At 73.8% G+C, this 19,651-nt stretch carries 22 protein-coding genes; 9 read left to right on the top strand and 13 right to left on the bottom strand.

Annotation, left to right across the window (positions count from 1 at the left end):
* Positions 1-387: 387 nt before the first annotated feature.
* Genes H5965_RS38970 through H5965_RS38955 form a run of 4 tightly spaced genes read right to left on the bottom strand, consistent with a single transcriptional unit; the run spans position 388 to position 5,733 of the window.
* Positions 388-1,485 carry an SWIM zinc finger family protein gene (locus tag H5965_RS38970; protein WP_310976071.1) on the bottom strand — a complete coding sequence of 366 codons (1,098 nt, stop codon included), beginning with the start codon at positions 1,483-1,485 and terminating at the stop codon, positions 388-390.
* The gene (locus H5965_RS38965; protein WP_310976298.1) at positions 1,482-3,983 is read right to left on the bottom strand and encodes a DEAD/DEAH box helicase; all 2,502 of its coding nucleotides are present in this window, start codon (positions 3,981-3,983) and stop codon (positions 1,482-1,484) included. Before H5965_RS38965 ends, H5965_RS38970 begins: the two co-directional genes overlap by 4 nt.
* A gap of 44 nt (positions 3,984-4,027) precedes the next feature.
* On the bottom strand, positions 4,028-4,810 hold the full coding sequence (locus tag H5965_RS38960; RefSeq protein WP_310976070.1) for an ABC transporter permease: 783 nt from the start codon (positions 4,808-4,810) through the stop codon (positions 4,028-4,030).
* Complete coding sequence (locus H5965_RS38955; protein ID WP_310976069.1) at positions 4,807-5,733, bottom strand: ATP-binding cassette domain-containing protein; 927 nt, start codon at positions 5,731-5,733, stop codon at positions 4,807-4,809. Before H5965_RS38955 ends, H5965_RS38960 begins: the two co-directional genes overlap by 4 nt.
* A gap of 80 nt (positions 5,734-5,813) precedes the next feature.
* Here H5965_RS38955 and H5965_RS38950 point away from each other — a divergent pair, with 80 nt between their 5' ends.
* The gene (locus tag H5965_RS38950; protein ID WP_310976068.1) at positions 5,814-6,590 is read left to right on the top strand and encodes a TetR/AcrR family transcriptional regulator; all 777 of its coding nucleotides are present in this window, start codon (positions 5,814-5,816) and stop codon (positions 6,588-6,590) included.
* Here the strand turns inward: H5965_RS38950 and H5965_RS38945 are convergent.
* Positions 6,573-7,748 (bottom strand): cytochrome P450, encoded by a 1,176-nt coding sequence (locus H5965_RS38945; RefSeq protein WP_310976067.1) that lies wholly within the window; start codon positions 7,746-7,748, stop codon positions 6,573-6,575. The genes H5965_RS38950 and H5965_RS38945 overlap by 18 nt on opposite strands.
* Positions 7,749-7,834: 86 nt before the next feature.
* On the opposite strand from H5965_RS38945, the gene H5965_RS38940 reads away from it, so the two are divergent.
* Genes H5965_RS38940 through H5965_RS38920 form a run of 5 tightly spaced genes read left to right on the top strand, consistent with a single transcriptional unit; the run spans position 7,835 to position 11,779 of the window.
* On the top strand, positions 7,835-8,905 hold the full coding sequence (locus H5965_RS38940) for a TetR/AcrR family transcriptional regulator (protein ID WP_310976066.1): 1,071 nt from the start codon (positions 7,835-7,837) through the stop codon (positions 8,903-8,905).
* 22 nt (positions 8,906-8,927) lie between these two features.
* Positions 8,928-10,202 carry a sigma-70 family RNA polymerase sigma factor gene (locus H5965_RS38935; protein WP_310976065.1) on the top strand — a complete coding sequence of 425 codons (1,275 nt, stop codon included), beginning with the start codon at positions 8,928-8,930 and terminating at the stop codon, positions 10,200-10,202.
* Positions 10,199-10,957, top strand: coding sequence for an alpha/beta hydrolase (locus tag H5965_RS38930; protein ID WP_310976064.1), 759 nt, complete (start codon positions 10,199-10,201; stop codon positions 10,955-10,957). Before H5965_RS38935 ends, H5965_RS38930 begins: the two co-directional genes overlap by 4 nt.
* Position 10,958: 1 nt before the next feature.
* Positions 10,959-11,294 (top strand): YciI family protein, encoded by a 336-nt coding sequence (locus tag H5965_RS38925; protein WP_310976063.1) that lies wholly within the window; start codon positions 10,959-10,961, stop codon positions 11,292-11,294.
* Complete coding sequence (locus H5965_RS38920; RefSeq protein ID WP_310976062.1) at positions 11,294-11,779, top strand: GyrI-like domain-containing protein; 486 nt, start codon at positions 11,294-11,296, stop codon at positions 11,777-11,779. Before H5965_RS38925 ends, H5965_RS38920 begins: the two co-directional genes overlap by 1 nt.
* Here H5965_RS38920 and H5965_RS38915 read toward each other — a convergent pair.
* Both H5965_RS38915 and H5965_RS38910 read right to left on the bottom strand, forming a co-directional pair.
* Positions 11,776-12,234, bottom strand: a complete 459-nt coding sequence (locus tag H5965_RS38915; RefSeq protein WP_310976061.1) for an anthrone oxygenase family protein — start codon at positions 12,232-12,234, stop codon at positions 11,776-11,778. The genes H5965_RS38920 and H5965_RS38915 overlap by 4 nt on opposite strands.
* Positions 12,235-12,251: 17 nt before the next feature.
* On the bottom strand, positions 12,252-13,073 hold the full coding sequence (locus H5965_RS38910) for an NAD(P)H-binding protein (protein ID WP_310976060.1): 822 nt from the start codon (positions 13,071-13,073) through the stop codon (positions 12,252-12,254).
* A gap of 82 nt (positions 13,074-13,155) precedes the next feature.
* Between H5965_RS38910 and H5965_RS38905 the strand changes: the two genes are divergently transcribed.
* Positions 13,156-14,085, top strand: coding sequence for an AraC family transcriptional regulator (locus H5965_RS38905; protein WP_310976059.1), 930 nt, complete (start codon positions 13,156-13,158; stop codon positions 14,083-14,085).
* 21 nt (positions 14,086-14,106) lie between these two features.
* Here H5965_RS38905 and H5965_RS38900 read toward each other — a convergent pair whose 3' ends face one another.
* From H5965_RS38900 to H5965_RS38880, 5 genes are all read right to left on the bottom strand, one after another.
* Positions 14,107-14,541: an SRPBCC family protein gene (locus tag H5965_RS38900; protein ID WP_310976058.1), complete on the bottom strand. Its 435-nt coding sequence runs from the start codon at positions 14,539-14,541 to the stop codon at positions 14,107-14,109.
* Positions 14,538-14,888, bottom strand: coding sequence for a metalloregulator ArsR/SmtB family transcription factor (locus H5965_RS38895; RefSeq protein ID WP_310976057.1), 351 nt, complete (start codon positions 14,886-14,888; stop codon positions 14,538-14,540). The genes H5965_RS38900 and H5965_RS38895 overlap by 4 nt, the downstream gene beginning before the upstream one ends.
* Entirely contained in the window at positions 14,889-15,989 is a 1,101-nt protein-coding gene (locus H5965_RS38890) for a hypothetical protein (RefSeq protein WP_310976056.1), read from the bottom strand.
* A gap of 181 nt (positions 15,990-16,170) precedes the next feature.
* Complete coding sequence (locus tag H5965_RS38885) at positions 16,171-17,361, bottom strand: sigma-70 family RNA polymerase sigma factor (protein ID WP_310976055.1); 1,191 nt, start codon at positions 17,359-17,361, stop codon at positions 16,171-16,173.
* Positions 17,358-17,702: a YciI family protein gene (locus tag H5965_RS38880; RefSeq protein WP_310976054.1), complete on the bottom strand. Its 345-nt coding sequence runs from the start codon at positions 17,700-17,702 to the stop codon at positions 17,358-17,360. The genes H5965_RS38885 and H5965_RS38880 overlap by 4 nt, the downstream gene beginning before the upstream one ends.
* Positions 17,703-17,790: 88 nt before the next feature.
* Here H5965_RS38880 and H5965_RS38875 point away from each other — a divergent pair, with 88 nt between their 5' ends.
* Positions 17,791-18,825, top strand: a complete 1,035-nt coding sequence (locus H5965_RS38875) for a site-specific integrase (RefSeq protein WP_310976053.1) — start codon at positions 17,791-17,793, stop codon at positions 18,823-18,825.
* 2 nt (positions 18,826-18,827) lie between these two features.
* Here H5965_RS38875 and H5965_RS38870 read toward each other — a convergent pair whose 3' ends face one another.
* A complete protein-coding gene (locus H5965_RS38870) occupies positions 18,828-18,992 on the bottom strand; it encodes a hypothetical protein (RefSeq protein WP_167455070.1) in 165 nt (54 codons plus the stop codon).
* 26 nt (positions 18,993-19,018) lie between these two features.
* On the opposite strand from H5965_RS38870, the gene H5965_RS38865 reads away from it, so the two are divergent.
* A complete protein-coding gene (locus tag H5965_RS38865; RefSeq protein ID WP_310976052.1) occupies positions 19,019-19,528 on the top strand; it encodes a CGNR zinc finger domain-containing protein in 510 nt (169 codons plus the stop codon).
* Positions 19,529-19,651 lie beyond the last annotated feature (123 nt).

Below are 19,651 nucleotides of genomic sequence, written 5' to 3'. Positions count from 1 at the left end.
CACCGAGGGCTGGAGCCCGGCCGCCGGGCGCGGGGTGCCAGGGGGCTCGGCCCGCGGGATGCCGCGAATGACTCATTCGGGACCTCCGGTGTCCCGAATGAGTCATTCGCGACCTCACCACCGGCCAGGGAAGCGGCGGCAAGGGTGCGGCCGGGAGGGTGGAAGCGGCGCGGCCCGGCGAGTGAAGGCGCACGAGGATCCCGGCAGCCGCGGTCGGGCCGCCGCGCGCCGCCGTAGCCCGACCGCGGCTCAGCCCGCCGGCAGACCTGGCAGCCGCACGCTGGAGTGGTGCCGCCGTAGCCCGACCGCGGCTCAGCTCACCGCGGACCCTGGCAGTCGCGGACTGAATGGGTACCGCCGCGCTGGGCCGCCCGGGCGCGGTCGAGCTCAGCCCACCAGCAAGCCCGGGTCGCTCTCCGGCACGCCCGCGGGCCACCACTCCTGCCCCTCGAGCCGGTACGGGTGCCACCGGCCGCGGCGATCCAGCCTCAGCTGCACCGCACCCACCGTGCACCGGTTCCGCTCGAACACCGGCTCCCCCTCGGCCTCCGCCAGGGCCGCCCGGGCGGCCGCCACCACCGCCTTCGGTGGGGTCCAGGCCGCTTCCAGCACCTCCAGGCCGTCCGGCCCGCCGAAGCGCCACGCCGCCACCGCCCGCGCGAAGCCCGCACCCTCACCCAGCCGTCCCGCCACCTCGGGGAACTCCGCCGCCAAGCGGACCGCGTCCTGCCGTCGTGGCCACGGCCGCCCGGCCAGCAACGCCCGCGCCCGGCCGGCCGCGTTCTCCGCCAGCAGCTCGAACGCCGCGGCAGGCACCCCCGGCGCCGCCGGAATCGACGGGGCACCCGACGGCCGGAACGCGTCGAGCGAAGGCAGCTCCCCCGGCACCCGGTCCGCCGCCGGCTCCGGCGAAGCCGAAGCCGAAGCCACCGGTGCCGTGCGGCTCTCCAGCTCGGACCGGAGCTCCCGCTCCCCCTTGCCGCGCATCAGCAACAGCAGGAACGGGTCCGCGTCGAGCAGCCACGAAGCCTGGAACGACAGCGCCGCCGCGTGGCGGCAGGGCAACTCCCAGCCCGGGCAGTCGCACTCCGGGTCGAGGTCGCCGATCCCCGGCAGGAGGTCGACGCCGGCCGCCTCGACGAGGTCCGGTGGCAGGTCGCGATCCAACAGGGCCGCCAGGTGCCCGGCGCGGGAGGCGACCCGGTCGAGGAACCGCGTCCAGTCCGGCTCCAGCAGCTCCGCCAGCCGCAGCTGCGTGCGGTACGGGCCGCCGTCGGCGTCCTCGACCGTCGCCGCGATGCGCCCCGGGCTGACCGTGATCGGGCCGACCAGGCCGGCCGCCGCGTACTTGCGGCCCTTCTTCAGCTGACGCAGGTCCAGCGCGGTGTCCTCCATCGCGCGCACCCACGCCCGGCCCCACCACGAACGCGCCAGGTGCCCGCCCGCGCCGAACGCGGGGAAGCCGCGTACCCGGTCGTCGCTCATCCGCGGCTCCTCAGTTCGACGAGCTCGGCCAGCTCGGTGTCCGACAGTTCGGTCAACGCGGCCTCGCCGCCGGCCAGGACCGCCTCGGCCAGCGCCCGCTTCTCCCGCAGCATCGCCGCGATCCGGTCTTCGACCGTGCCCTCGGCGACGAGCCGGTGCACCTGGACCGGCCGGGTCTGCCCGATCCGGTACGCCCGGTCGGTCGCCTGGTCCTCCACCGCCGGGTTCCACCAGCGGTCGAAGTGCACGACGTGGTCGGCGCGGGTGAGGTTCAGGCCCGTCCCGGCCGCCTTCAGCGACAGCAGGAACACCGGCACCTCGCCGTTCTGGAACCGCGCCACCAGCTCCTCGCGCCGCGCCACCGGGGTCCCGCCGTGCAGCAGCTGCGTCGCGATCCCCCGCCCGGCCAGGTGCTTCTCCAGCAGCCGCGCCATGGCGACGTACTGGGTGAACACCAGCACCGCGCCGCCGGTGGCGAGAATGGTGTCCAGCAGCTCGTCGAGCAGCTCCACCTTGCCCGCCCGGCCGCCCGGCTCCTTCAGGTACTGCGCGGGGTGGTTGCAGATCTGCTTGAGCGCGGTCAGCAGCTTGACGATCCGGCCGCGCCGGGCCATCCCGTCGCTCGCGGCGATGTCGGCCATCATCTCCCGCACGACCGCCTCGTACAGCGCCACCTGCTCCGCGCTCAAGGCCACCGGCCGGTCGGTCTCGGTCTTCGCCGGCAGCTCGGGCGCGATCCCCGGGTCGGATTTGCGCCGTCGCAGCAGGAACGGCCGCAGCAACCGCGACAGCCGTTCGGCCGCCATGGTGTCGCCAGCCTCGATCGGCTTCGCCCACCGCGTCCGGAACTCGCTCAGCGAACCCAGCAGCCCGGGCGCGGTCCAGTCGAGGATCGCCCACAGCTCCGAGAGCGTGTTCTCCACCGGCGTCCCGGTCAGCGCCACCCGCGCCGCCGCCGGCACCAGCCGCAGCGCCTTCGCGGTGCCCGAGCGGTGGTTCTTGACGTGCTGCGCCTCGTCGGCGACCAGCAGCCCCCACCCCACCGCGGCCAGCGGCGCGGGATCGGTGCGCAGCGTGCCGTAGGTGGTCAGGACGAACCCGTCGAGCTCGTCGAGGGAGCGGGCGCTGCCGTGGAAGCGCCGCACCGGCACGCCGGGGGCGAACCGGCGGATCTCGCGTTCCCAGTTGCCCAGCAGCGAGGCCGGGCACACCACCAGGGTCGGCCCCGACGCCCGGTGCAGGTGCAGCGCGATCAGCGTGACCGTCTTGCCCAGGCCCATGTCGTCGGCGAGGCACCCGCCGAGGCCGAGCCCGGTGACGGTGGCGAGCCACTGCAGGCCCCGCAGCTGGTAGTCCCGCAGCGTCGCGGCCAGCCCGGCCGGGGGTGTCTGGGGTTCCGGTGGCTGCGCCAGCCGTTCCCGCAACCGGGCCAGCCAGCCGCCGGTGACGACCTCGACCACTTCGCCGTCGACCTCGGTGGTCCCCGACAGGACCGCACCCAGCGCGTCGACCGGGTTCAGCGGCTTGAGCGCCCGCTCCCGCGCCTTCGCCGCCAGCGCCGGGTCGACCAGCACCCACCTGTCGCGCAGCCGCACGACCGGGCGGCGCGCTTCGGCGAGGGCGTCCAGCTCCGCCTCGGTCAGCACCTCACCGCCGAGGGCGAGCTGCCAGTCGAACGCCAGGGCGCGGCCGCCGCCGAAGAACGACGGCAGGTCGCCGGGGTCGTCGCCGGCGCGGACGACGGCCCGCGCGGTCAGCGAGCCCGCCAGCTCTGCGGGCCAGTGCACGTCGATGCCGGCGGCCGCCAGCCGCGGGCCCGCGGCCGCGACCAGCTCGGCGACGTCGTCCTCGCCGAGGGCCACCTCGGCCGGCACCGCCGAGGTCAGCAGCGGGCTCAGCGCCGGCCACACCTGTGCCCCGCGGCGCAGGGCGAGCAGGACGTCGATGCGGGCCCGCGGCCCGAACCGCCCGGTTTCCCACAACTGCGCCGCGTCGGCGATCTGCCCGGGGTCGGCCAGGCTGTGCACCTGGACCACCGCGTGGAGGCGGCCGGATTCGAAGCCCTCCGGTGCCTCCACCCGCAGGGACACCCGGATGCCCGAATCCAGGCCGGCGGCCAGTTCGTCGGCCCAGTCGCGCAGGGAATCCGCGCGCTGGGGTGCGACGGCGGCGAACAGGCGCGTCCCGGCCGCCTTGGCCGCGGCGGGCGTGCGGGGCAGCGTGTCGGCGACGGCGTCGAGGAAGGCCCGCAGCAGTGGCCCCGGCGCCCGCTCGTCCGGCGGCATCGCGGCCGCGAGGTCCCGCAGCCACGCCGCTTCCGCCGGTTCCAGCGGGCCGACGCGCCAGGCGTCGTGCCCGCCCTCGGTGACGCCCGGCAGCAGCCGTCCGGCCGCGACCAGCCGCAACGCCGCCTGCGCCGCCGTCGCCCAGAAGGCGTCGTCGCCGGCGAGCAGTTCCGGCAGACCGTCCGCAATGGACAGGTCACGGCCGTCGACCAGCAGGCGGCCCGCTCGTGGTGGTTCGCCTGGTGCGAAGCAGACGTTCAGTTCCCCAGCCTCCCGTACCGTCGCACCGTCAACGGCACGAACACCGCCAGCAGCACCAGCGGCCAGACCACGGCCATCGCCACCGCGTGCGCACTCACCCAGGACGTGCCGGCCGCGCCCGGGTTGCCGAACAGCAGCCGCGCCGCGGTGACCGTGGAGGACAACGGGTTCCACTCTGCCACGGTGCCCAGCCAGGCCGGCATCGTCGAGGTCGCCACGAACGCGCCGGAGAGGAACCCGAACGGGAATTCCAGGGTCTGCACCAGCGACACCATCGACGGATCCGACGTCAGCAGGCCCAGGTAGATCCCGGCCCACACCAGCGCCGTCCGCAGCAGGAGCAGCAGGCCCAGCGCCGCGAGGGTCTCGCCCAGGCTGCCGTGCGGGCGCCAGCCGACGGCGAACCCGCAGCCGAGCAGCACGGCCAGCGCGAGGACGGCGTTCACCAGATCCGCCGCCACCCGGCCGGTGAACACCGCCGAGGGCGCCATCGGCAGCGACCGGAACCGGTCGGTGACGCCCTTGCCGGTGTCGTCCAGCACCGCGATCATCGTCCCCGACAGCCCGAAGGCCATGGTCATTGCGAACATCCCCGGCATCAGGAACTCCTGGTAGGAGCCGCCGCCGGGCACGCTCATCCCGCCGCCGAGCAGGTAGGCGAAGATCAGCACCATCAGGATCGGGAACGCCACCACCCCGGCCAGACGGGCCGGGCGCCGGGCCAGCTGCGCCAGGTAGCGCTGGGTCAGCGTCCAGCCGTCTTCGATCGCCCACCTCATCGCGCCACCCCCGTCAGCTCCAGGAACACTTCGTCCAGCGTCGGGTGCCGCAGCGCCACGTCGGCGAACGCCAGCTCGGCCGCCGCCAGCTCCCGCACCACGTCGGTCAGCATCGACGGCTCGGCCGGCGCGCTCACCCGCAGTTCCTCGGTGACCGGATCGGCTCCGGTGACCCGGGCGAGCAGTCCGGCCGCGGCGCCGAGGGCGTCCGGATCGGTGAGCACCAGCTCGATCCGGGTCGCCCCGAGCGAGCCCTTCAGCTCCGCCGGCGTGCCTTCGGCGATCACCCGGCCGTGCTCGACCAGGGAAATCCGGTCGGCCAGCTGGTCGGCCTCCTCCAGGTACTGGGTCGTGAGCAGCACCGTCCTCCCGTCCGCGACCAGGGACCGGACCGCCCGCCAGACCTCCAGCCGGCTGCGCGGGTCGAGTCCGGTCGTCGGCTCGTCGAGGAACAGCACCCGCGGGGCGGCCAGCAGCGACGCGGCGAGGTCCAGGCGCCGCCGCATCCCGCCCGAGTAGGCCGACACCGGCTTCGCACCGGTGCCGGCGAGGCCGAACCGCTCCAGGAGGTCGTCGGCGCGGCGAGTGGCCTCGCGGCGGCCCAGGTGGTGCAGCCGGCCGAACAGGATCAGGTTCTGGCGCCCGGACAGGATTTCGTCGACGGCGGCCTGCTGCCCGACCAGCCCGATCGCCGACCGCACCTTCGCCGGTTCGGTGGCGACGTCGTGCCCGGCCACCCGCGCGACGCCGCCGTCGTGGCGCAGCAGCGTGGAGAGCACGCGGACCGCGGTGGTCTTGCCCGCGCCGTTGGGTCCCAGCAGGCCGCAGAGGGTGCCGGCCGGGACGGAGAGATCGAACCCTTCGAGGGCGTACGCGTCGCCGTAGCGCTTGCGAAGTCCCTCGGCGTGGATCTGCGGAGTCATCCTGCCCCTTTAACTCTGTACAGTGTACGAAGAAGAGATTAGCACAACTCTGTACGTTGTACGGAAATCAGGGGGGCAGAATGGCCGGCGTGAGCACGCAGGAGAACGGTGACGGCGATCCGCGGCGGGCGATCGAGCTGCTCTGGGGCGTGCCGGCACCCCCGCGCCGCGGCCCGAAACCCAAACTGGCCACCGCCGACGTCGTCCGCGCCGCGGTGGCCCTGGCCGACGCCGACGGCATCGACGCCGTCACCATCCGCCGCGTCGCCGAGCACCTCGGCGTCTCCCCCATGTCGCTCTACACCTACGTCCCCGGCCGGGCCGAGCTGCTCGACCTGATGATCGACCACGTCCACGGCGAACTGGGACCCGCCGGCGAGGAACTCGGCTGGCGGGCGGCGCTGACCGCCATCGCCGAAGACCAGTGGGCGTTGTTCCACCGCCACCCGTGGCTGCTGGAGGTCACCACCAGCCGCTCGGCCCTGGGTCCGCACAGCTTCGCCAAGTACGAGCGGGAGCTGCGCGCGATCGACGGCATCGGTCTCGGCGACGTCGAGATGGATGCCGTGGTCGCCCTCGTCACCGGTCTGGTCCGCACCACCGCGCGCAGCTCCCTCGACAACGCCCGCCTGGTCCGCGCCACCGGGATGACCGACGCCCAGTGGTGGGAGCGCGCCTGGCCGGTGCTGGCCGGCATCCCGGCCGCCGACGCGGCGCACTACCCGATCTCCTCCCGCGTCGGCCAGGCCGCCGGCGAGGCCCACAACGCCGCCGAGAACCCGGCCCACACCTTCCGCTTCGGCCTGGCCCGCGTCCTCGACGGCATCGAAGCGCTCATCTCACAGCGACAGCAGTAACCGCGCCGGCCGCCAGGTCCCGCCGTCGGGCGCCCGCGGGACGTCCTCGGTCAGCGCCAGATCCGGGAAGCGCGCGAACAGCGCCGACAACGCCACCTCGGTCTGCACCCGCGAGATCGAGGCGCCCAGGCAGAAGTGCGGCCCGTGCGAAAAGCCCAGCTGCGCCGGCCCCGAGCGGGTGATGTCGAACCGGTCCGGGTCTTCGAAGACACGCGGGTCGCGATCGGCGGCCACCATCGCCGCCGTCACCCGCTCACCCCGGCGGATCAGCTCCCCGCCGATCTCGACGTCCTCGCGCGCGAACCTCGGCGTGGTCAGCAGCTGGGGACTGCAGAAGCGCATCAGCTCCTCCACCGCACCCGGCCACAACCCGGCGTCGGCACGCAGGAGGGCCAGCTGGTCCGGGTGCCGCAGCAGGGTCTCGACCGAGTTGGCGATGAGGTTCACCGGCGTCTGACCGCCGAGGACGAGGTGCCAGACCAGGGTGACCAGCTCGGTGTCGGTGAGCCGGTCGCCGTCCTCCTCCTGCACCCGGACCAGGTCGCCGATGAGGTCGTCGCCCGGCTCGGCCCGGCTGCGCGCCACGGCTTCCTTCGCGCCTTCGACGATCGCCGGGATCGCCGCGGCGAAGTCCGGTCCCATCCCGCTCGCGACCGCGGCCCCGTACTCCCGCCAGCGCGGCCGATCGGCGCCGGGGATGCCGACCAGCTCGCAGATGACGTCGATCGGCAACGGCCGCGCGAAGTGCGGCACCAGGTCGGCCACGCCGTCCTCGGCGTGCCCGGGCAGCTCGTCGAGCAGCCGCTCGGTGATCGCCGCCAGCCGGGGCCGCAGCCGCGCGGCCCGCTTCGGCGTGAACGCCGGGGCGACCAGCCGCCGCAGCCGCAGGTGCTCCGGGCCGTCCTTCTCCGACATCGTCTCCAGGTACTGCAGGCAGTGCTCGGGGACGCCGGGCGGGCGCAGGAAGCTGCCGGAGTTCACCTCGAACCGCGGGTCGGTCAGCATCGCGCGCGCTTCGGTGTAGCGGGTCAGGGCCCAGAACGGGCCGAACCCGGGGATGACCAGCTTGGCCACCGCGCCCTGTTCCCGCGCGTGGTCGTAGGCGGTGAACGGGTCGGTGAGCACCTTCGGGTCGGTCAAGTCGATCTCGGGGGTCATCCACCACTCCAGATGTTCAAATCAGATGTTCTAATCATCTCAGTGGTCACGGTATCTTGACCGGCGATCCCACGGCAAGGAGGACGATGGTCAGGCTCAGCAGGGCGGAAACCCAGGAACGCAACCGCGCCAAGGTGCTCACCGCCGCCCGCGACGAGTTCGCCCGCCGCGGCTTCCGCGAAGCGAAGATCGACGTCATCGCCGAACGCGCCGAACTCACCCGCGGCGCCGTCTACTCCAACTTCCCCGGCAAACGCGCCCTCTACTTCGCGGTCGTGGCCGACCTCGCCGAACGCGCCCCCCGCCTCGCCGTCCCGCCTCCGGACCTCACCGCCGCCGACGTCCTGGCCGCGTTCGCCCGCGCCTGGATCGCCCGGCTCCCGCTGGCCACCGACAGCGACAGCGAAGACGCCCGCCTCGCCCGCGACCTGCTGCCCGAAATCCTCGCCGACGAGCACACCCGACGGCCGTTCGCGCAGCTCATGCGGGTCGACGCCGTCCTGCTCGGGCTCGCCCTCGAACGCGTCCACCCGGGACGCCGGCTCGTCCGGGTCGCCGAAGCCGCGCTCACCACGCTGTACGGCGCGAGCCAGCTCGCCGCCGCCGCACCCGGCTTCGGCGAACCGTTCCACCTCGTCACCGCCTGCGCCGCCCTGCTCGACCTCGGCCTGGCCGACGACTGGCCGGCCGAACCGCCGATCACCACCCAGGCCCGCCCCGACGCACGGCCGTGGGACCCACCGGCAGCCACCGACCTGCTCACCGGCGAGACCTTCCGGCCCGGCGAGGGCGTCGTCACCGTCCTCGGCCTGCACCGCGCCGCCGCCTTCGAAGAAGCCGTCCGCACCGGCGCCGACGTCACCGCCGTGCTCGTCACCAGCGACCCCGGCGAACTCGCCCCGCTGGCCCGGCTCGCCGTCGCCGACCTGCGCGCCTGCCTCGACCAGGCGATCACCGCCCCTGCCCGGCCCCGGCTGCGGCTGGTCTGCGACGCCACCGGCGCCCTCGCCGCCGCCGCCGGCGTCACCGCGGTCAGCGACGCCACCGAAACGGCCGTCCGCGTCGAAACCGGCCGGATCGTCGCCCGCGCGGAAGGATTCGGGGCGTGTCACGCGGCGGCTGTCGGTCCCGGGCCCGGCCGTCCGTCGGGAGGGTGAAACCGGCGGGAAGGAGCGGGTGGTGGACGTCGAGACCGCGGTCGCCGAGGCGTTCCGCGAAGAGTGGGGCCAGGTCGTGGCCACCCTCATCCGGGTCACCGGCGACTGGGACCTCGCCGAGGAATGCGCCCAGGAAGCCTTCGCATTGGCCCTGCGCACGTGGCCCCGCGACGGCGTCCCGGACCGCCCCGGCGCCTGGCTGACCACCGCCGCCCGCCACCGCGCCACCGACCGGCTCCGCCGCGACGCCCTCGGCGCCGCCAAGCTCAGGGAGGCCGGCCGCATGGACCTCCGCGACGAACCCGAACCCGACGACAGCGGCGTCACCGACGACCGGCTGCGGCTCATCTTCACCTGCTGCCACCCCGCGCTGGCCACCGAAGCCCAGGTCGCGCTCGCCCTGCGCACCCTCGCCGGCCTGTCCACCGCCGAGATCGCCCGCGCCTTCCTCGTCCCCGAAGCGACCATGTCCCAGCGGCTGGTGCGGGTGAAGCGCAAGATCCGCCACGCCCGCATCCCCTACCGCGTCCCGCCCGCCCACCTGCTGCCCGAACGCACCACCGCCGTGCTCGGCGTGCTCTACCTGACGTTCAACGAGGGCTACTCCGCCAGCGCCGGCCCCGACCTGCTCCGCCCGGACCTCGCCGCCGAAGCGATCCGGCTCGCCCGCGTCCTCGCCGGGCTGATGCCCGACGAACCCGAAGCCCTCGGCCTGCTCGCCCTGATGCTGTTGCAGCACGCCCGCCGCGCCACCCGCGCCGACACCGACGGCGTCCTCGTCCCCCTCGAAGAACAGGACCGGACCCGCTGGGACACCGCCGCCATCGCCGAAGGCACCACGATCCTGGAGACCGCGCTGCGCCGCCGCCGTCCCGGGCCGTACCAGATCCAGGCCGCCATCGCCGCCTGCCACGCCACCGCCGCCCGCGCCGCCGACACCGACTGGCCCCAGATCGCCGGCCTCTACGACCAGCTGCGCAAGCACGTCCCCAGCGCCGTCGTCGACCTCAACCGCGCCATCGCGATCGGCATGGCCGACGGCCCGGAAGCCGGGCTCGCCCTCCTCGACGCCCTGCCGCTGGAGGGTTACCACCTGCTGGCCGCCACCCGCGCCGACTTCCTCCGCCGCCTCGGCCGCCCCGCCGAAGCCGCCCACTGGTACGCCCGCGCCCGCGACCTGGCCGGCACCGAAGCCGAACGCACCTACCTCACGCGAAGAATTTCGGCCCTCGTGTCGGTCCCGGGCGACGCCGTTCGTCGGGCTGGGGAAACCCGACCACCGGAGGAAGCCCCATGACCACCCTCGCCGTCCCCGGCGCCACCCTCACCTACGACGTCGACGGCACCGGCCCGGCCCTGCTGCTGGTCCCCGGCGGACCCGCCGACGCCCAGGTGTTCACGCACCTGCGGCCGCTGCTGGCCGAAGACCACACCGTCGTCACCTTCGACCCGCGCGGCCTGTCCCGCAGCCCGCTCGACGGCACCCCGGGCCCGGACCCGGTCGGCGACCACGCCGGCGACGTGCACCGGCTGCTCGCCGAAGTCGGCCCCGCCGACGTCCTGGCCAGCAGCGGCGGGGCGATCACCCTGCTCGAGCTCCTGCGCCACCACGCGGGCGACGTCGGCACGGTCGTGCTGCACGAACCCCCGGTCACCCGGTACCTGCCCGCCTTCGACGGCCCCGACATCCCGGCCCTGTTCCGCGACGAGGGCCTCGCCGCCGCCTTCGCCGCGTTCATGAAGGTCGTGGGCGTCGACCCCGCCCCGCCGCTCGACCCGCGCGCGGAAGGCAACTTCGCCTACTTCTTCGGCCACCTCATGCCCGCGACCGGCACCTACGAGCCCGACCTCGACGCACTCCGGGCGACACCCGCGCGGCTGGTCGTCGCGGTCGGCGAGCAGTCCACCGCAATGCCGGTCCACCAGGCCGCCCTCGGGCTGGCCGCGGCCCTCGGCGTCGAAACCGCGGTCTTCCCCGGCGGCCACGGCGGGTTCGACACCCACGCCGAAGCTTTCGCCGCGCGCCTGCGCGAAGTCCTGAAAGGATGCTGACATGCAGTACCTGCTGATGATCTGCGGCGACGAGACCGCCGAAGAACACGCCTACGACGGCTGCGGCGGCTGGAGCGAAGACATGGAACGCCGCGGCAAGATCCGCGGCGGCGGTGGCCTGCGCCCGCCGACGGAAGCCACCACGATCCGCGTCCGCGACGGCGAAGTCCTGCTCACCGACGGGCCGTTCACCGAAGCCAAGGAACAGATCGGCGGCTTCGTCATCCTCGACTGCGCCGACCTCGACGAAGCCCTCGACCTCGCCGCCCGCCACCCCGCGGCGACCTACGGCAGCATCGAGGTCCGCCCGATGCTCGGACCGGAGGACTTCGCCTGATGCCCGCCGTCGTCGAGCGGCCCGCCCAGCGCTACGTCGCCGAGCGCGCCACTCTCGCCATCCCGGAGTTCCCGCGGATCGCCGACCGGCTGCCACCCCTGATCGGCATCCTCACCGCCGAGGGCGTGGCCCCGGCCGGGGCCCCGTTCTTCCGCTACCGCGTGCTGCACCCGGGGATGCGGTTCACCGTCGAAGCCGGCGTGCCCATCGACGGCGACCACACGCCGGCCGAGCCCGCCTTCCTCGGCGAACTCCCGGCGGGCCGGTATGTCCTCGACACCTACGTCGGCGCCCCGGACGGCCTCGCCGCCGCCACCGAGGCCGTCCTCGCCTGGGGGGCCGCCGAAGGCCTGAGCTGGGACCGCACCGAGGGACCGGACGGCGAGGAATGGGGCTGCCGCCTGGAAGTCCTGCGCACCAACCCGCGCGAAGTCCCCGACCCTGCGCAGTGGGTCACCGACCTGCTCTTCCGTCTCGGAAACTAGCCGCGCCCGGTGAGCACGGCCCCGACCAGGCAACCGAACCCCGCCGTGCTCACCAGGGCGCGCAGCACGTTCCAGCGCACCCACGCCGTCTCGAAGGCCGCCCGCACCGCCGCGTAGTCGTCGCCGCCGCGGTCGAGGGCGTTGTTCAGCGGGATGTGCACCGCCCCGGTGAGCAGCACCATCCCTGCCAGGCAGCCGAACCCGGCGATCACCCACGGCAGGGACGGCGAACCGAAGTGCAGGAACACCGCCACCCCGGCCAGCAGCGGCGCCCCCAGGAAGGTCAGCATGAACACCGGGTTGACGATCGCGATGTTGATCCCGCGCATGCCCTCGACGAACGTCTTGTCGTCCCCGCGCGCCAGACCCGGCAGCACCGAGCAGGCGTAGGCGTAGAACAACCCCGCGATCAGTCCCGCCGCGACCAGCGCGGCCACCAGCACCACCGTCGCCATCGGTTTCCCCTTCCCCGTCACCGCGTCCAGACCCCGGTCGCGGCGGCCTCCCGCGCGAACTCGCCGAACTCCGTCGCCGGACGGCCCAGCACCCGCGCCACGTCGTGCGTCACCGACTCGTTCCGGCCGTCGAGGACGCGGGCGAACAGCTCGGTCAGCGCGCCGACCTCCGCCTCGGGCACCCCCTGGCTCGCCGCCGCGGCCGCGAACTCCCCGGCCGAAACCGGAACATAGCGGACATCCCGCCCGGAGGCGGCGGCAATCTCCGCGGCCGCGCCGGCGAAGCTCAGCAGCCGCGGCCCGGTCAGCTCGTACCGCCGCCCGGTGTGGCCGGGTTCGGTCAGCACCTTCACCGCGACGTCGGCGACGTCGCGGACGTCGATGAACGGCTCCGTCACCGTTCCCGCCGGCAGCGCGATCTCCCCGGCGCGGACGGCGTCCAGCAGGAAGTGCTCGCTGAAGTTCTGGGCGAACCAGCTGCACCGCAGGACCGTCCAGCCGGTCCCGGCCTCCCGCACGATCCCTTCGCACGCCTCGGCTTCTTCTTCGCCGCGGCCGGACAGCAGCACCAGGTGCCGCACGCCGGCCGCCACCGCGAGTCCGGTGAACGCGCGGATGTCGCCGGCCGCCTGCGGTACCACCAGATCGGGGTAATAGGTCAGGTACACCGCGTCGACGCCAGTGAGCACCTCCGCCCAGGTCCCGCGGTCGCTCCAGTCGAACGGCGGCACCCCGCGCCGGGACGTGATCCGCACTTTCTCGCCGCGCTCGCGCAGCCGGTCCGCCACCCGGCGCCCGGTCTTGCCGGTGCCGCCCACCACCAGGAAGTTCGTTGTCATGCCATTCAGTCAAGCGGCTCGCAGTGAGACTCTCCATGGTTCAAAGCCTTGATCGCATGTTCCAGCGTCTACAGTCGGGCGTATGGACCCGCTTGCCGCCCTCCTCGACGGCCCTCGCGCCCACGGCGCGTTCCTGCTGCGCTCGGTGCTGACCCCGCCGTGGTCGCTGCGCATCGAAGACCGGGCGCCGCTGACCGTCGTGTCGGTGGTGCGCGGCGAAGCGTGGATCGTGCCCGACGGCGGCGAAGGTGTCCTGCTCGGCGAAGGCGACGTCGCGATCACCCGCGGCCCGGAGCCGTACTTGGTCGCCGACCACCCGTCGACCCCGCCGCAGGCGCTCATTCTGCCCGGCCAGGACTGCCGCACCCCCGACGGCGGGCCCCTGACCGCCTACGCCGACCTCGGCGTCCGCACCTGGGGCACCGGCGGCCCGGTGGTGCTGCTCACCGGCACCTACGGCATGGAAGGCGAAATCAGCCGGAAGCTCATCGCCGCGCTGCCCGCGCTGATCGTCCTGCGCGCCGCCGACTGGCCGACCCCGCTCGCCGGGCTGCTGGCCACCGAGATCGGCCGGGACGTCCCCGGTCAGGAAGCAGTTTTGGATCGGCTGCTGGACGTGCTGCTGATCGCCGCGCTGCGGGCGTGGTTCGACCGGCCGGACACCAGCGCCCCGGCGTGGTACCGGGCGCACGAGGACCCCGTGGTCGGCCAGGCACTGCGGCTGCTGCAGCACCAGCCGGCCGAACCGTGGACGGTCGCGAAGCTCGCGGCCGACGTCGGCGTGTCCCGCGCCGCGCTGGCCCGCCGGTTCGCCGCCGCGGTGGGCGAGACCCCGATGGCGTACCTGACCGGGTGGCGGCTCGCCCTCGCCGCGGACCTGCTGCGCCAGCACCCGGAGACGACGATCGCCTCGATCGCCCGCCAGGTCGGCTACGGCAGCGCGTTCGCCCTCAGCGCGGCCTTCAAGCGCGAGTTCGGCGTCAGCCCGCAGCACTACCGGACCGGAACGTGACGTTCACCCGTGACAGGCTGATCAGGACTTCAGTTCGCCGCCGAGCCGGTCGAGCCAGTCGCCGGTGCCCTGCTCGCGCCACTCCGGCTTCTCGGCGCCGTCGAGGAACGTGTCCTGCTCGGTGAGGACCAGCCGCGTGCCGTCGCCTTCGGCGAGCAGCTCCACGGTCGTGGTCGAGACGGTCGCGAGCGCCCCGTCACCGGTGAGCGTGCCGGAGAAGACGATCCGCTGCTCGGGCACGATGTCGTGGAAGGTCGCGACGAAGGTCATCGGGCCGCCGGCGGGGGTACGGGCGTCGATGGTCTCCCGGCCGCCGACGCGGAAGTCCAGCTCGTGCTCCGCCGAGGCCGCGAACCAGCGCTTCTTCGCCTCCGGGTCGGCCCAGGCGGCGAACACCCGCTCCGGCGGGACCGGGTAGGTGCGCTCCAGGCTGAACGTGCTGTGCAAGACGGTCATGACGTGCTCCCTTCCGACGTTCCGGGCGGCTCGGCGAGGAAGTCGCCGAGCCGGTCGAGCCTGCTCTCCCACGTGGTGCGCTGCCGCCCCAGCCACTGCTCGCCCGCGCGCAGCACCGCCGGTTCGAGCCGGCAGGTGCGGACGCGGCCGACCTTCTCCGACCGCACGATCCCGGCGGTCTCCAGCACCTGCAGGTGCTGCACGACGGCGGCGAGCGACATGGTCAGCGGCTCGGCGAGCTCACTGACCGACGCCGGGCCGCGCACCAGCCGCTCCACCAGCGCCCGCCGGGTCCGATCACCTAGGGCGCGGAACACCAGGTCCAGCGACTCCTCATGGTTAAGCACCTACTTAAGGTAACTCCGCGATGCCTGACGGTCAAGTAACTGCTTAAGTGTCGAGGGCAGCTCGGGGGTATCGCGCAAGGCGGTGAGCACGCCGGCCAGCTCGCGCTCGGCCGCTTCGGCCCGGCTGGACGCGGTCCGCAGTTCGGCGCCGAGGTTCGTGGTGGTTTCGTGCATCGACCGGACAGTCTGTTCATGCCCCGCCTGCAGCTCGGCGAGCCGCTGGTCGAACCCGGCACGCGCCGCTTCGTGCGCCACCATCGCCTGGGCGTGCTCATCGCGGGCAGCGGCCAGCGCCGCTGTCACTTTCGCGTAGTCGTCACGGGCGGAGCTGAGCGCCGCGGCCGCCTTGGTGTGGTCGTCGCGGGCCGCGTCGAGCCGTTCCTGGACGGCGTCGGCCCGCGCGACGGCGGCCTGCGCGCGTCCGCGTTCCTCGTCGAGCGCCGCCCGGACGGCGGCCAGTTCGGCGGTCAGCGTCGCGATCACCGCGGCCCGTTCGCCGGCGAGGGCCGCGGAAGCGTCGGCCCGATCGGCGACCCGCGCGAGCTCGTCGCGCACCGCGGCCAGCTGCCCTTCGGCCCGCTGCCGCTCCTGGACCGCAGCCCGTCGAGCGGCCCGCTCCTCATCGCGCTCCCCCAGCGCGGCCGCCTTGTCCCGCTCCGCCGCGGCCGCCTCGGCGACCGCGGTCTCGGCGATGTCCCGGGCCTGGGCGGCTTCGGCTTCCGCACGGCCACGGTGCAGCCGGTGGTCATCGGCCTCGGCCAGGGCCGCGTCGCGTTCGGCCAGCGCGGTGGCGGTCGTCGCCTCGAGCTGGTGGCGCAGCGTCGTGAGGGTTTCGACCAGCCCGCGGGCCGGCTCGAGCACGCGATCGACCTGGCCGGCGAGCGCGGTGACGGCAGTGTCGTCCAGCTCCGCGTCGCTCTCCCGCAGCGACTCCGCGTCCGAGAGCACGGCCTCGGCGTCCCGGCAGCTGAGGTTGCGCCGCCCCCAGGTTTTCCCGTCCTGGCAGAACCGCGCGCGGCTCCCCCGCCCCACCGCCGGCGGCAGCGGTGCTCCGCACCTCCGGTACTCGCACACCCGCACCTGACCAGCATCTTCTGTCATGGCAGGGACCTTATCAAAGCTTCTAATCAGAACTAGAAGCAGCTGTTCAAAATTAAAAGAAAGATCAAAGCGGTGCTAGGTTTGGATAAGGTCACATATCCAAACTCAGAACCAGCCAGATGAGCGAGCAGCAAGCCAGGGCCGGTTCGAGGTCCGGAAAACTAGGACCCCTCCCGAGATGTCAACCCAGGGTTGACGTGCGCTTCCGCTCCAGCAGAGCCCGTTCCGCGGCGTTACCGGTGAGCTCGATAGCCGTCGTGTAGGCCGCGGCGGCCTCCTCCGGGCGCCCCACCCGCGCGAGCAGATCCGCCCGGATCGCGTGGAACAGCGGGAACCGCGGCAGATTGAGCTGCTCGACCGGCTCCAGCGCCACGGACGGACCGTCGACCTCGGCGACCGCCACCGCCCGGTTCAGCGCCACCACCGGTGTCGGCGTGTGGGCCAGCAGCTGGTCGTACAACGCCTTGACCTGGGACCAGTCCGTGGGCGCGTCGCTGTGCACGGCCTGGATCGCCGCCTGGATCTGGTACGGGCCCGGCTGGTTGCGGCGCAGGCAGCGGCGGACGATCTCCTGGCCTTCGGCGATCAGGCCGGTGTCCCAGCGCGACCGGTCCTGGTCGGCCAGCAGCACGACGGCGCCGGACGCGGTCGTGCGCGTCTCGCGGCGGGCGTCGATCAGCAGCATCGCCGCGAGCAGGCCCTGCACCTCGGGCTCGTCGGGCATCAGCCCGGCCAGGACGCGGGTGAGCCGGATCGCCTCGCGGCACAGCTCGGCGCGGATCAGCTCCTCCCCCGCACTGGCCGCGTACCCCTCGTTGAAGATCAGGTACAGCACGGCGAGCACCGCGGCCAGCCGTGCGGGCAGGTCGGCGTCGCGCGGGACGCGGTACGGGATGCCCGCGTCGCGGATCTTTTTCTTCGCCCGGACGATCCGCTGGGCCATCGTGGGCTCGGCGACCAGGAACGCGGCCGCGATCTGGGCCGTGGTCAGGCCGCCGAGCAGCCGCAGCGTCAACGCGACCTGCGCGGACCGAGCCAGCGCCGGGTGGCAGCAGGTGAAGATCAGCCGGAGCCGTTCGTCGGGCACGGCGCCCTCCTCCACGGGCTCGGTTTCCGCGTGCAGCAATGCCGCCTGGGCGTGCTTGTCCGCCCGGGCGGCCTCGCGCCGCAGCCGGTCGATGGCGCGGTTGCGGGCGGTGGTGATGATCCAGCCCGCCGGGCTCGGCGGGAGCTCCGCCGAGGGCCACCGCCGGACCGCCTCGGCGAACGCGTCCTGCACGGCCTCTTCGGCGACGTCGATGTCCCCGAAGACCCGCACGAGCACCGACACGGCCCGGCCGTACTCCGCGGCGAAGACCTCCTCGACGCTCATTCCCGGAACGGCCGCAGCTCGACCGGCAGCGGGGCGACGGCGTCGGCGAGCCGGCCACCCCAGGCGAGCGCGGCGTCGAGGTCGGGTGCGGAGATGACGGTGAACCCGCCGAGGTGTTCCTTGCCTTCGGTGTAGGGGCCGTCGGTGACGAGGGTGTCGCCGTCGCCGGCCCGCAGTACGGTGGCGGTCGACGGCGGGTGCAGCCCGCCGGCGAACACCCAGGCCCCGGCCGCCTTGAGGTCGGCGTTGAGCGTGTCGAGCTTGCGCACGATGCCGTCGAGGACCTCGGGCGGCGGGGTCGGGCCGTCGGGCTGGTAGATGCTGAGCAGGTACTGCTTCATGTCGTCCTCCTCGGTGTCTTACCGCTGATACGAACGGCACCCGCGTGGATCGACAGGGGAACCTACCGGGATCCCGTAACCTCGGCGCGTGCCCGAGCTGGAACCGGTGACCGACGCCGCGCTGAGCGCGCGCGAGCGGCTGGCGCTGCTGGACGAGGCCGCCGCCCGGCACGTCGACGAGCAGCGGCCGCCCAACACGCTCAAGGCCTACGCCCAGGACTGGCAGGTCTGGCAGGACTACACCGCCGAAGCCGGGATCCCGCCGCTGTCGGCGACCATCGGCGCCCTGACCGGGTTCGTCGTGTGGCTGGAACGCGGCCGCACGCTGCGGCCCGGCGAACGGGCCGTGCCGGAAGTCCCCGAACGCGCGGCCCCGGCGGCGCCGTCGACCATCGAGCGGCGTCTCACCGGTGCGCTCGCCGGGTTGCGCCACCACAAGGTGATCGTCGATCCGGAAGCCAGCCGCGCCGCGTGGCGGGCGCTGAAGGGCTACCGGCAGCGGCTGGCGCGCGAGGGCGTTCAGCGCGGCCGCGGCAAGGCCACCATGGTCACCCTCGCCGACCTGCGGGCGATGTCACGAGCGTGCCCGGACACCCTCGCCGGCGCGCGCGACCGGGCGATGCTGCTGATCGGCTTCCCCATCGCCGCCCGCTGCTCCGACCTGGCGAACCTGCTGGTCACCGACGTGCAGCCGGTCGACGACCGCGGGCTCGCGGTGACGGTCCGGCACGGCAAGAGCACCGGCGACATGGTCGTCCCGCGGCGCGAAAGCCCCGACACCGACCCGGTGCGGGCGTGGCACGCGTGGCGATCGGGCGCGGGGCTCACCGAGGGGCCGGCGTTCCGCCGCGTGGATCGGCACGGCAACGTCGGCGAGCCCGCGCTGACCACGACCGGCGTCAACCAGATCCTCACCCGGGCGGGCGTCCGCGCGGGGCTGCCGTACCCGGTCACCGGCCACTCGCTGCGGTCCGGGTTCGCCACCGAGGCGCGCCGGGCCGGGGCCGACGACCTCGCGATCGCCGACCAGGGCCGCTGGGTGCGCGGCAGCCGGGCGCTGTACGAGTACATCCGCCGCGTCGACCAGTGGAACGACAACGCGGCGGGCGCGCTCGACCTCTGAATTCACGGCGCCGATCGGGTGGCGCCGACGACTTCGCCGTCCCACCGGGCGAGCCAGCTGCCGCAGACGCAGCGCACGTAGTCGAGCCGAGGGGTGACGGGCTGCGCCGCGGCCGCCGGGAGTTCGGCGAGCGGCCAGCCGCAGCGGGGGCAACGGTTCCGGTCCATGCCCCCGATCGTGGTGTAATGGCTTTGTGCACTTCAACCCTTACGGTGGCCCGGCCGCGCTGGTGGCCGCGGACCTGGTCAACGCCGGTTCCGCGAGCGAGCTCCTCGACGGCATGGTCCGCAACGGCATGGCGATCAAGGCCCTGACCGACGGCGAAGCGGCCCTGATCGGCGCGTGGGCCACCCGGCTGCGCCCGGTGTTCGCCGCCGACGTCACCGCCCGCCCGGAACTGGTCAACGAGCTGCTGGCCGAAGCGGCGTGCCGCCCGTACATCACCACCCACGACGGCAAGCCACCCCACCTGCACTACTCGGCGGAGGACGCCGGGCCGGTCGGCCGGGTTCGCGCGTACACCGCGGGCGGGCTGGCCCACCTGGTGTGCGAAGCCCCGGATCGCCTGGGCATCTGCAGCCGCGAAGGCTGCGAAACGGCGTACGTGGACACCTCGCGCAACGGCCGCCGGCGGTTCTGCTCGACGCGGTGTGCGACGCGAGTGCACGTCGCCGAACACCGGGCCCGGCAGGTCAGCGCCTAGACGAGTAATGCGTAAGTCTGGGTGGTGACCGGAGATGGACGAAGGGTGTCCAAGATCCGTTTGTGACGACAGACCTGAACACCCTTCTCACCGCACTCTACGTCAAGATCGACGACCACCTCA

This window comes from Amycolatopsis sp. 505 (assembly GCF_031625235.1).
GTDB lineage: Bacteria > Actinomycetota > Actinomycetes > Mycobacteriales > Pseudonocardiaceae > Amycolatopsis.
This window is presented reverse-complemented; position numbering and strand designations above follow the sequence as displayed.

Bases quoted from the DNA above. Each gene is read 5' to 3' on its own strand.
- H5965_RS38905 (WP_310976059.1), top strand. From the start codon at position 13,156: ATGGACCCGCTTGCCGCCCTCCTCGACGGCCCTCGCGCCCACGGCGCG.
- H5965_RS38955 (WP_310976069.1), bottom strand. From the start codon at position 5,733: ATGACTCCGCAGATCCACGCCGAGGGACTTCGCAAGCGCTACGGCGAC.
- H5965_RS38880 (WP_310976054.1), bottom strand. From the start codon at position 17,702: ATGAAGCAGTACCTGCTCAGCATCTACCAGCCCGACGGCCCGACCCCG.
- H5965_RS38915 (WP_310976061.1), bottom strand. From the start codon at position 12,234: ATGGCGACGGTGGTGCTGGTGGCCGCGCTGGTCGCGGCGGGACTGATC.
- H5965_RS38920 (WP_310976062.1), top strand. From the start codon at position 11,294: ATGCCCGCCGTCGTCGAGCGGCCCGCCCAGCGCTACGTCGCCGAGCGC.
- H5965_RS38910 (WP_310976060.1), bottom strand. From the start codon at position 13,073: ATGACAACGAACTTCCTGGTGGTGGGCGGCACCGGCAAGACCGGGCGC.
- H5965_RS38900 (WP_310976058.1), bottom strand. From the start codon at position 14,541: ATGACCGTCTTGCACAGCACGTTCAGCCTGGAGCGCACCTACCCGGTC.
- H5965_RS38950 (WP_310976068.1), top strand. From the start codon at position 5,814: ATGGCCGGCGTGAGCACGCAGGAGAACGGTGACGGCGATCCGCGGCGG.
- H5965_RS38925 (WP_310976063.1), top strand. From the start codon at position 10,959: ATGCAGTACCTGCTGATGATCTGCGGCGACGAGACCGCCGAAGAACAC.
- H5965_RS38930 (WP_310976064.1), top strand. From the start codon at position 10,199: ATGACCACCCTCGCCGTCCCCGGCGCCACCCTCACCTACGACGTCGAC.
- H5965_RS38945 (WP_310976067.1), bottom strand. From the start codon at position 7,748: ATGACCCCCGAGATCGACTTGACCGACCCGAAGGTGCTCACCGACCCG.
- H5965_RS38885 (WP_310976055.1), bottom strand. From the start codon at position 17,361: ATGAGCGTCGAGGAGGTCTTCGCCGCGGAGTACGGCCGGGCCGTGTCG.
- H5965_RS38870 (WP_167455070.1), bottom strand. From the start codon at position 18,992: ATGGACCGGAACCGTTGCCCCCGCTGCGGCTGGCCGCTCGCCGAACTC.
- H5965_RS38960 (WP_310976070.1), bottom strand. From the start codon at position 4,810: ATGAGGTGGGCGATCGAAGACGGCTGGACGCTGACCCAGCGCTACCTG.
- H5965_RS38940 (WP_310976066.1), top strand. From the start codon at position 7,835: ATGGTCAGGCTCAGCAGGGCGGAAACCCAGGAACGCAACCGCGCCAAG.
- H5965_RS38970 (WP_310976071.1), bottom strand. From the start codon at position 1,485: ATGAGCGACGACCGGGTACGCGGCTTCCCCGCGTTCGGCGCGGGCGGG.
- H5965_RS38890 (WP_310976056.1), bottom strand. From the start codon at position 15,989: ATGACAGAAGATGCTGGTCAGGTGCGGGTGTGCGAGTACCGGAGGTGC.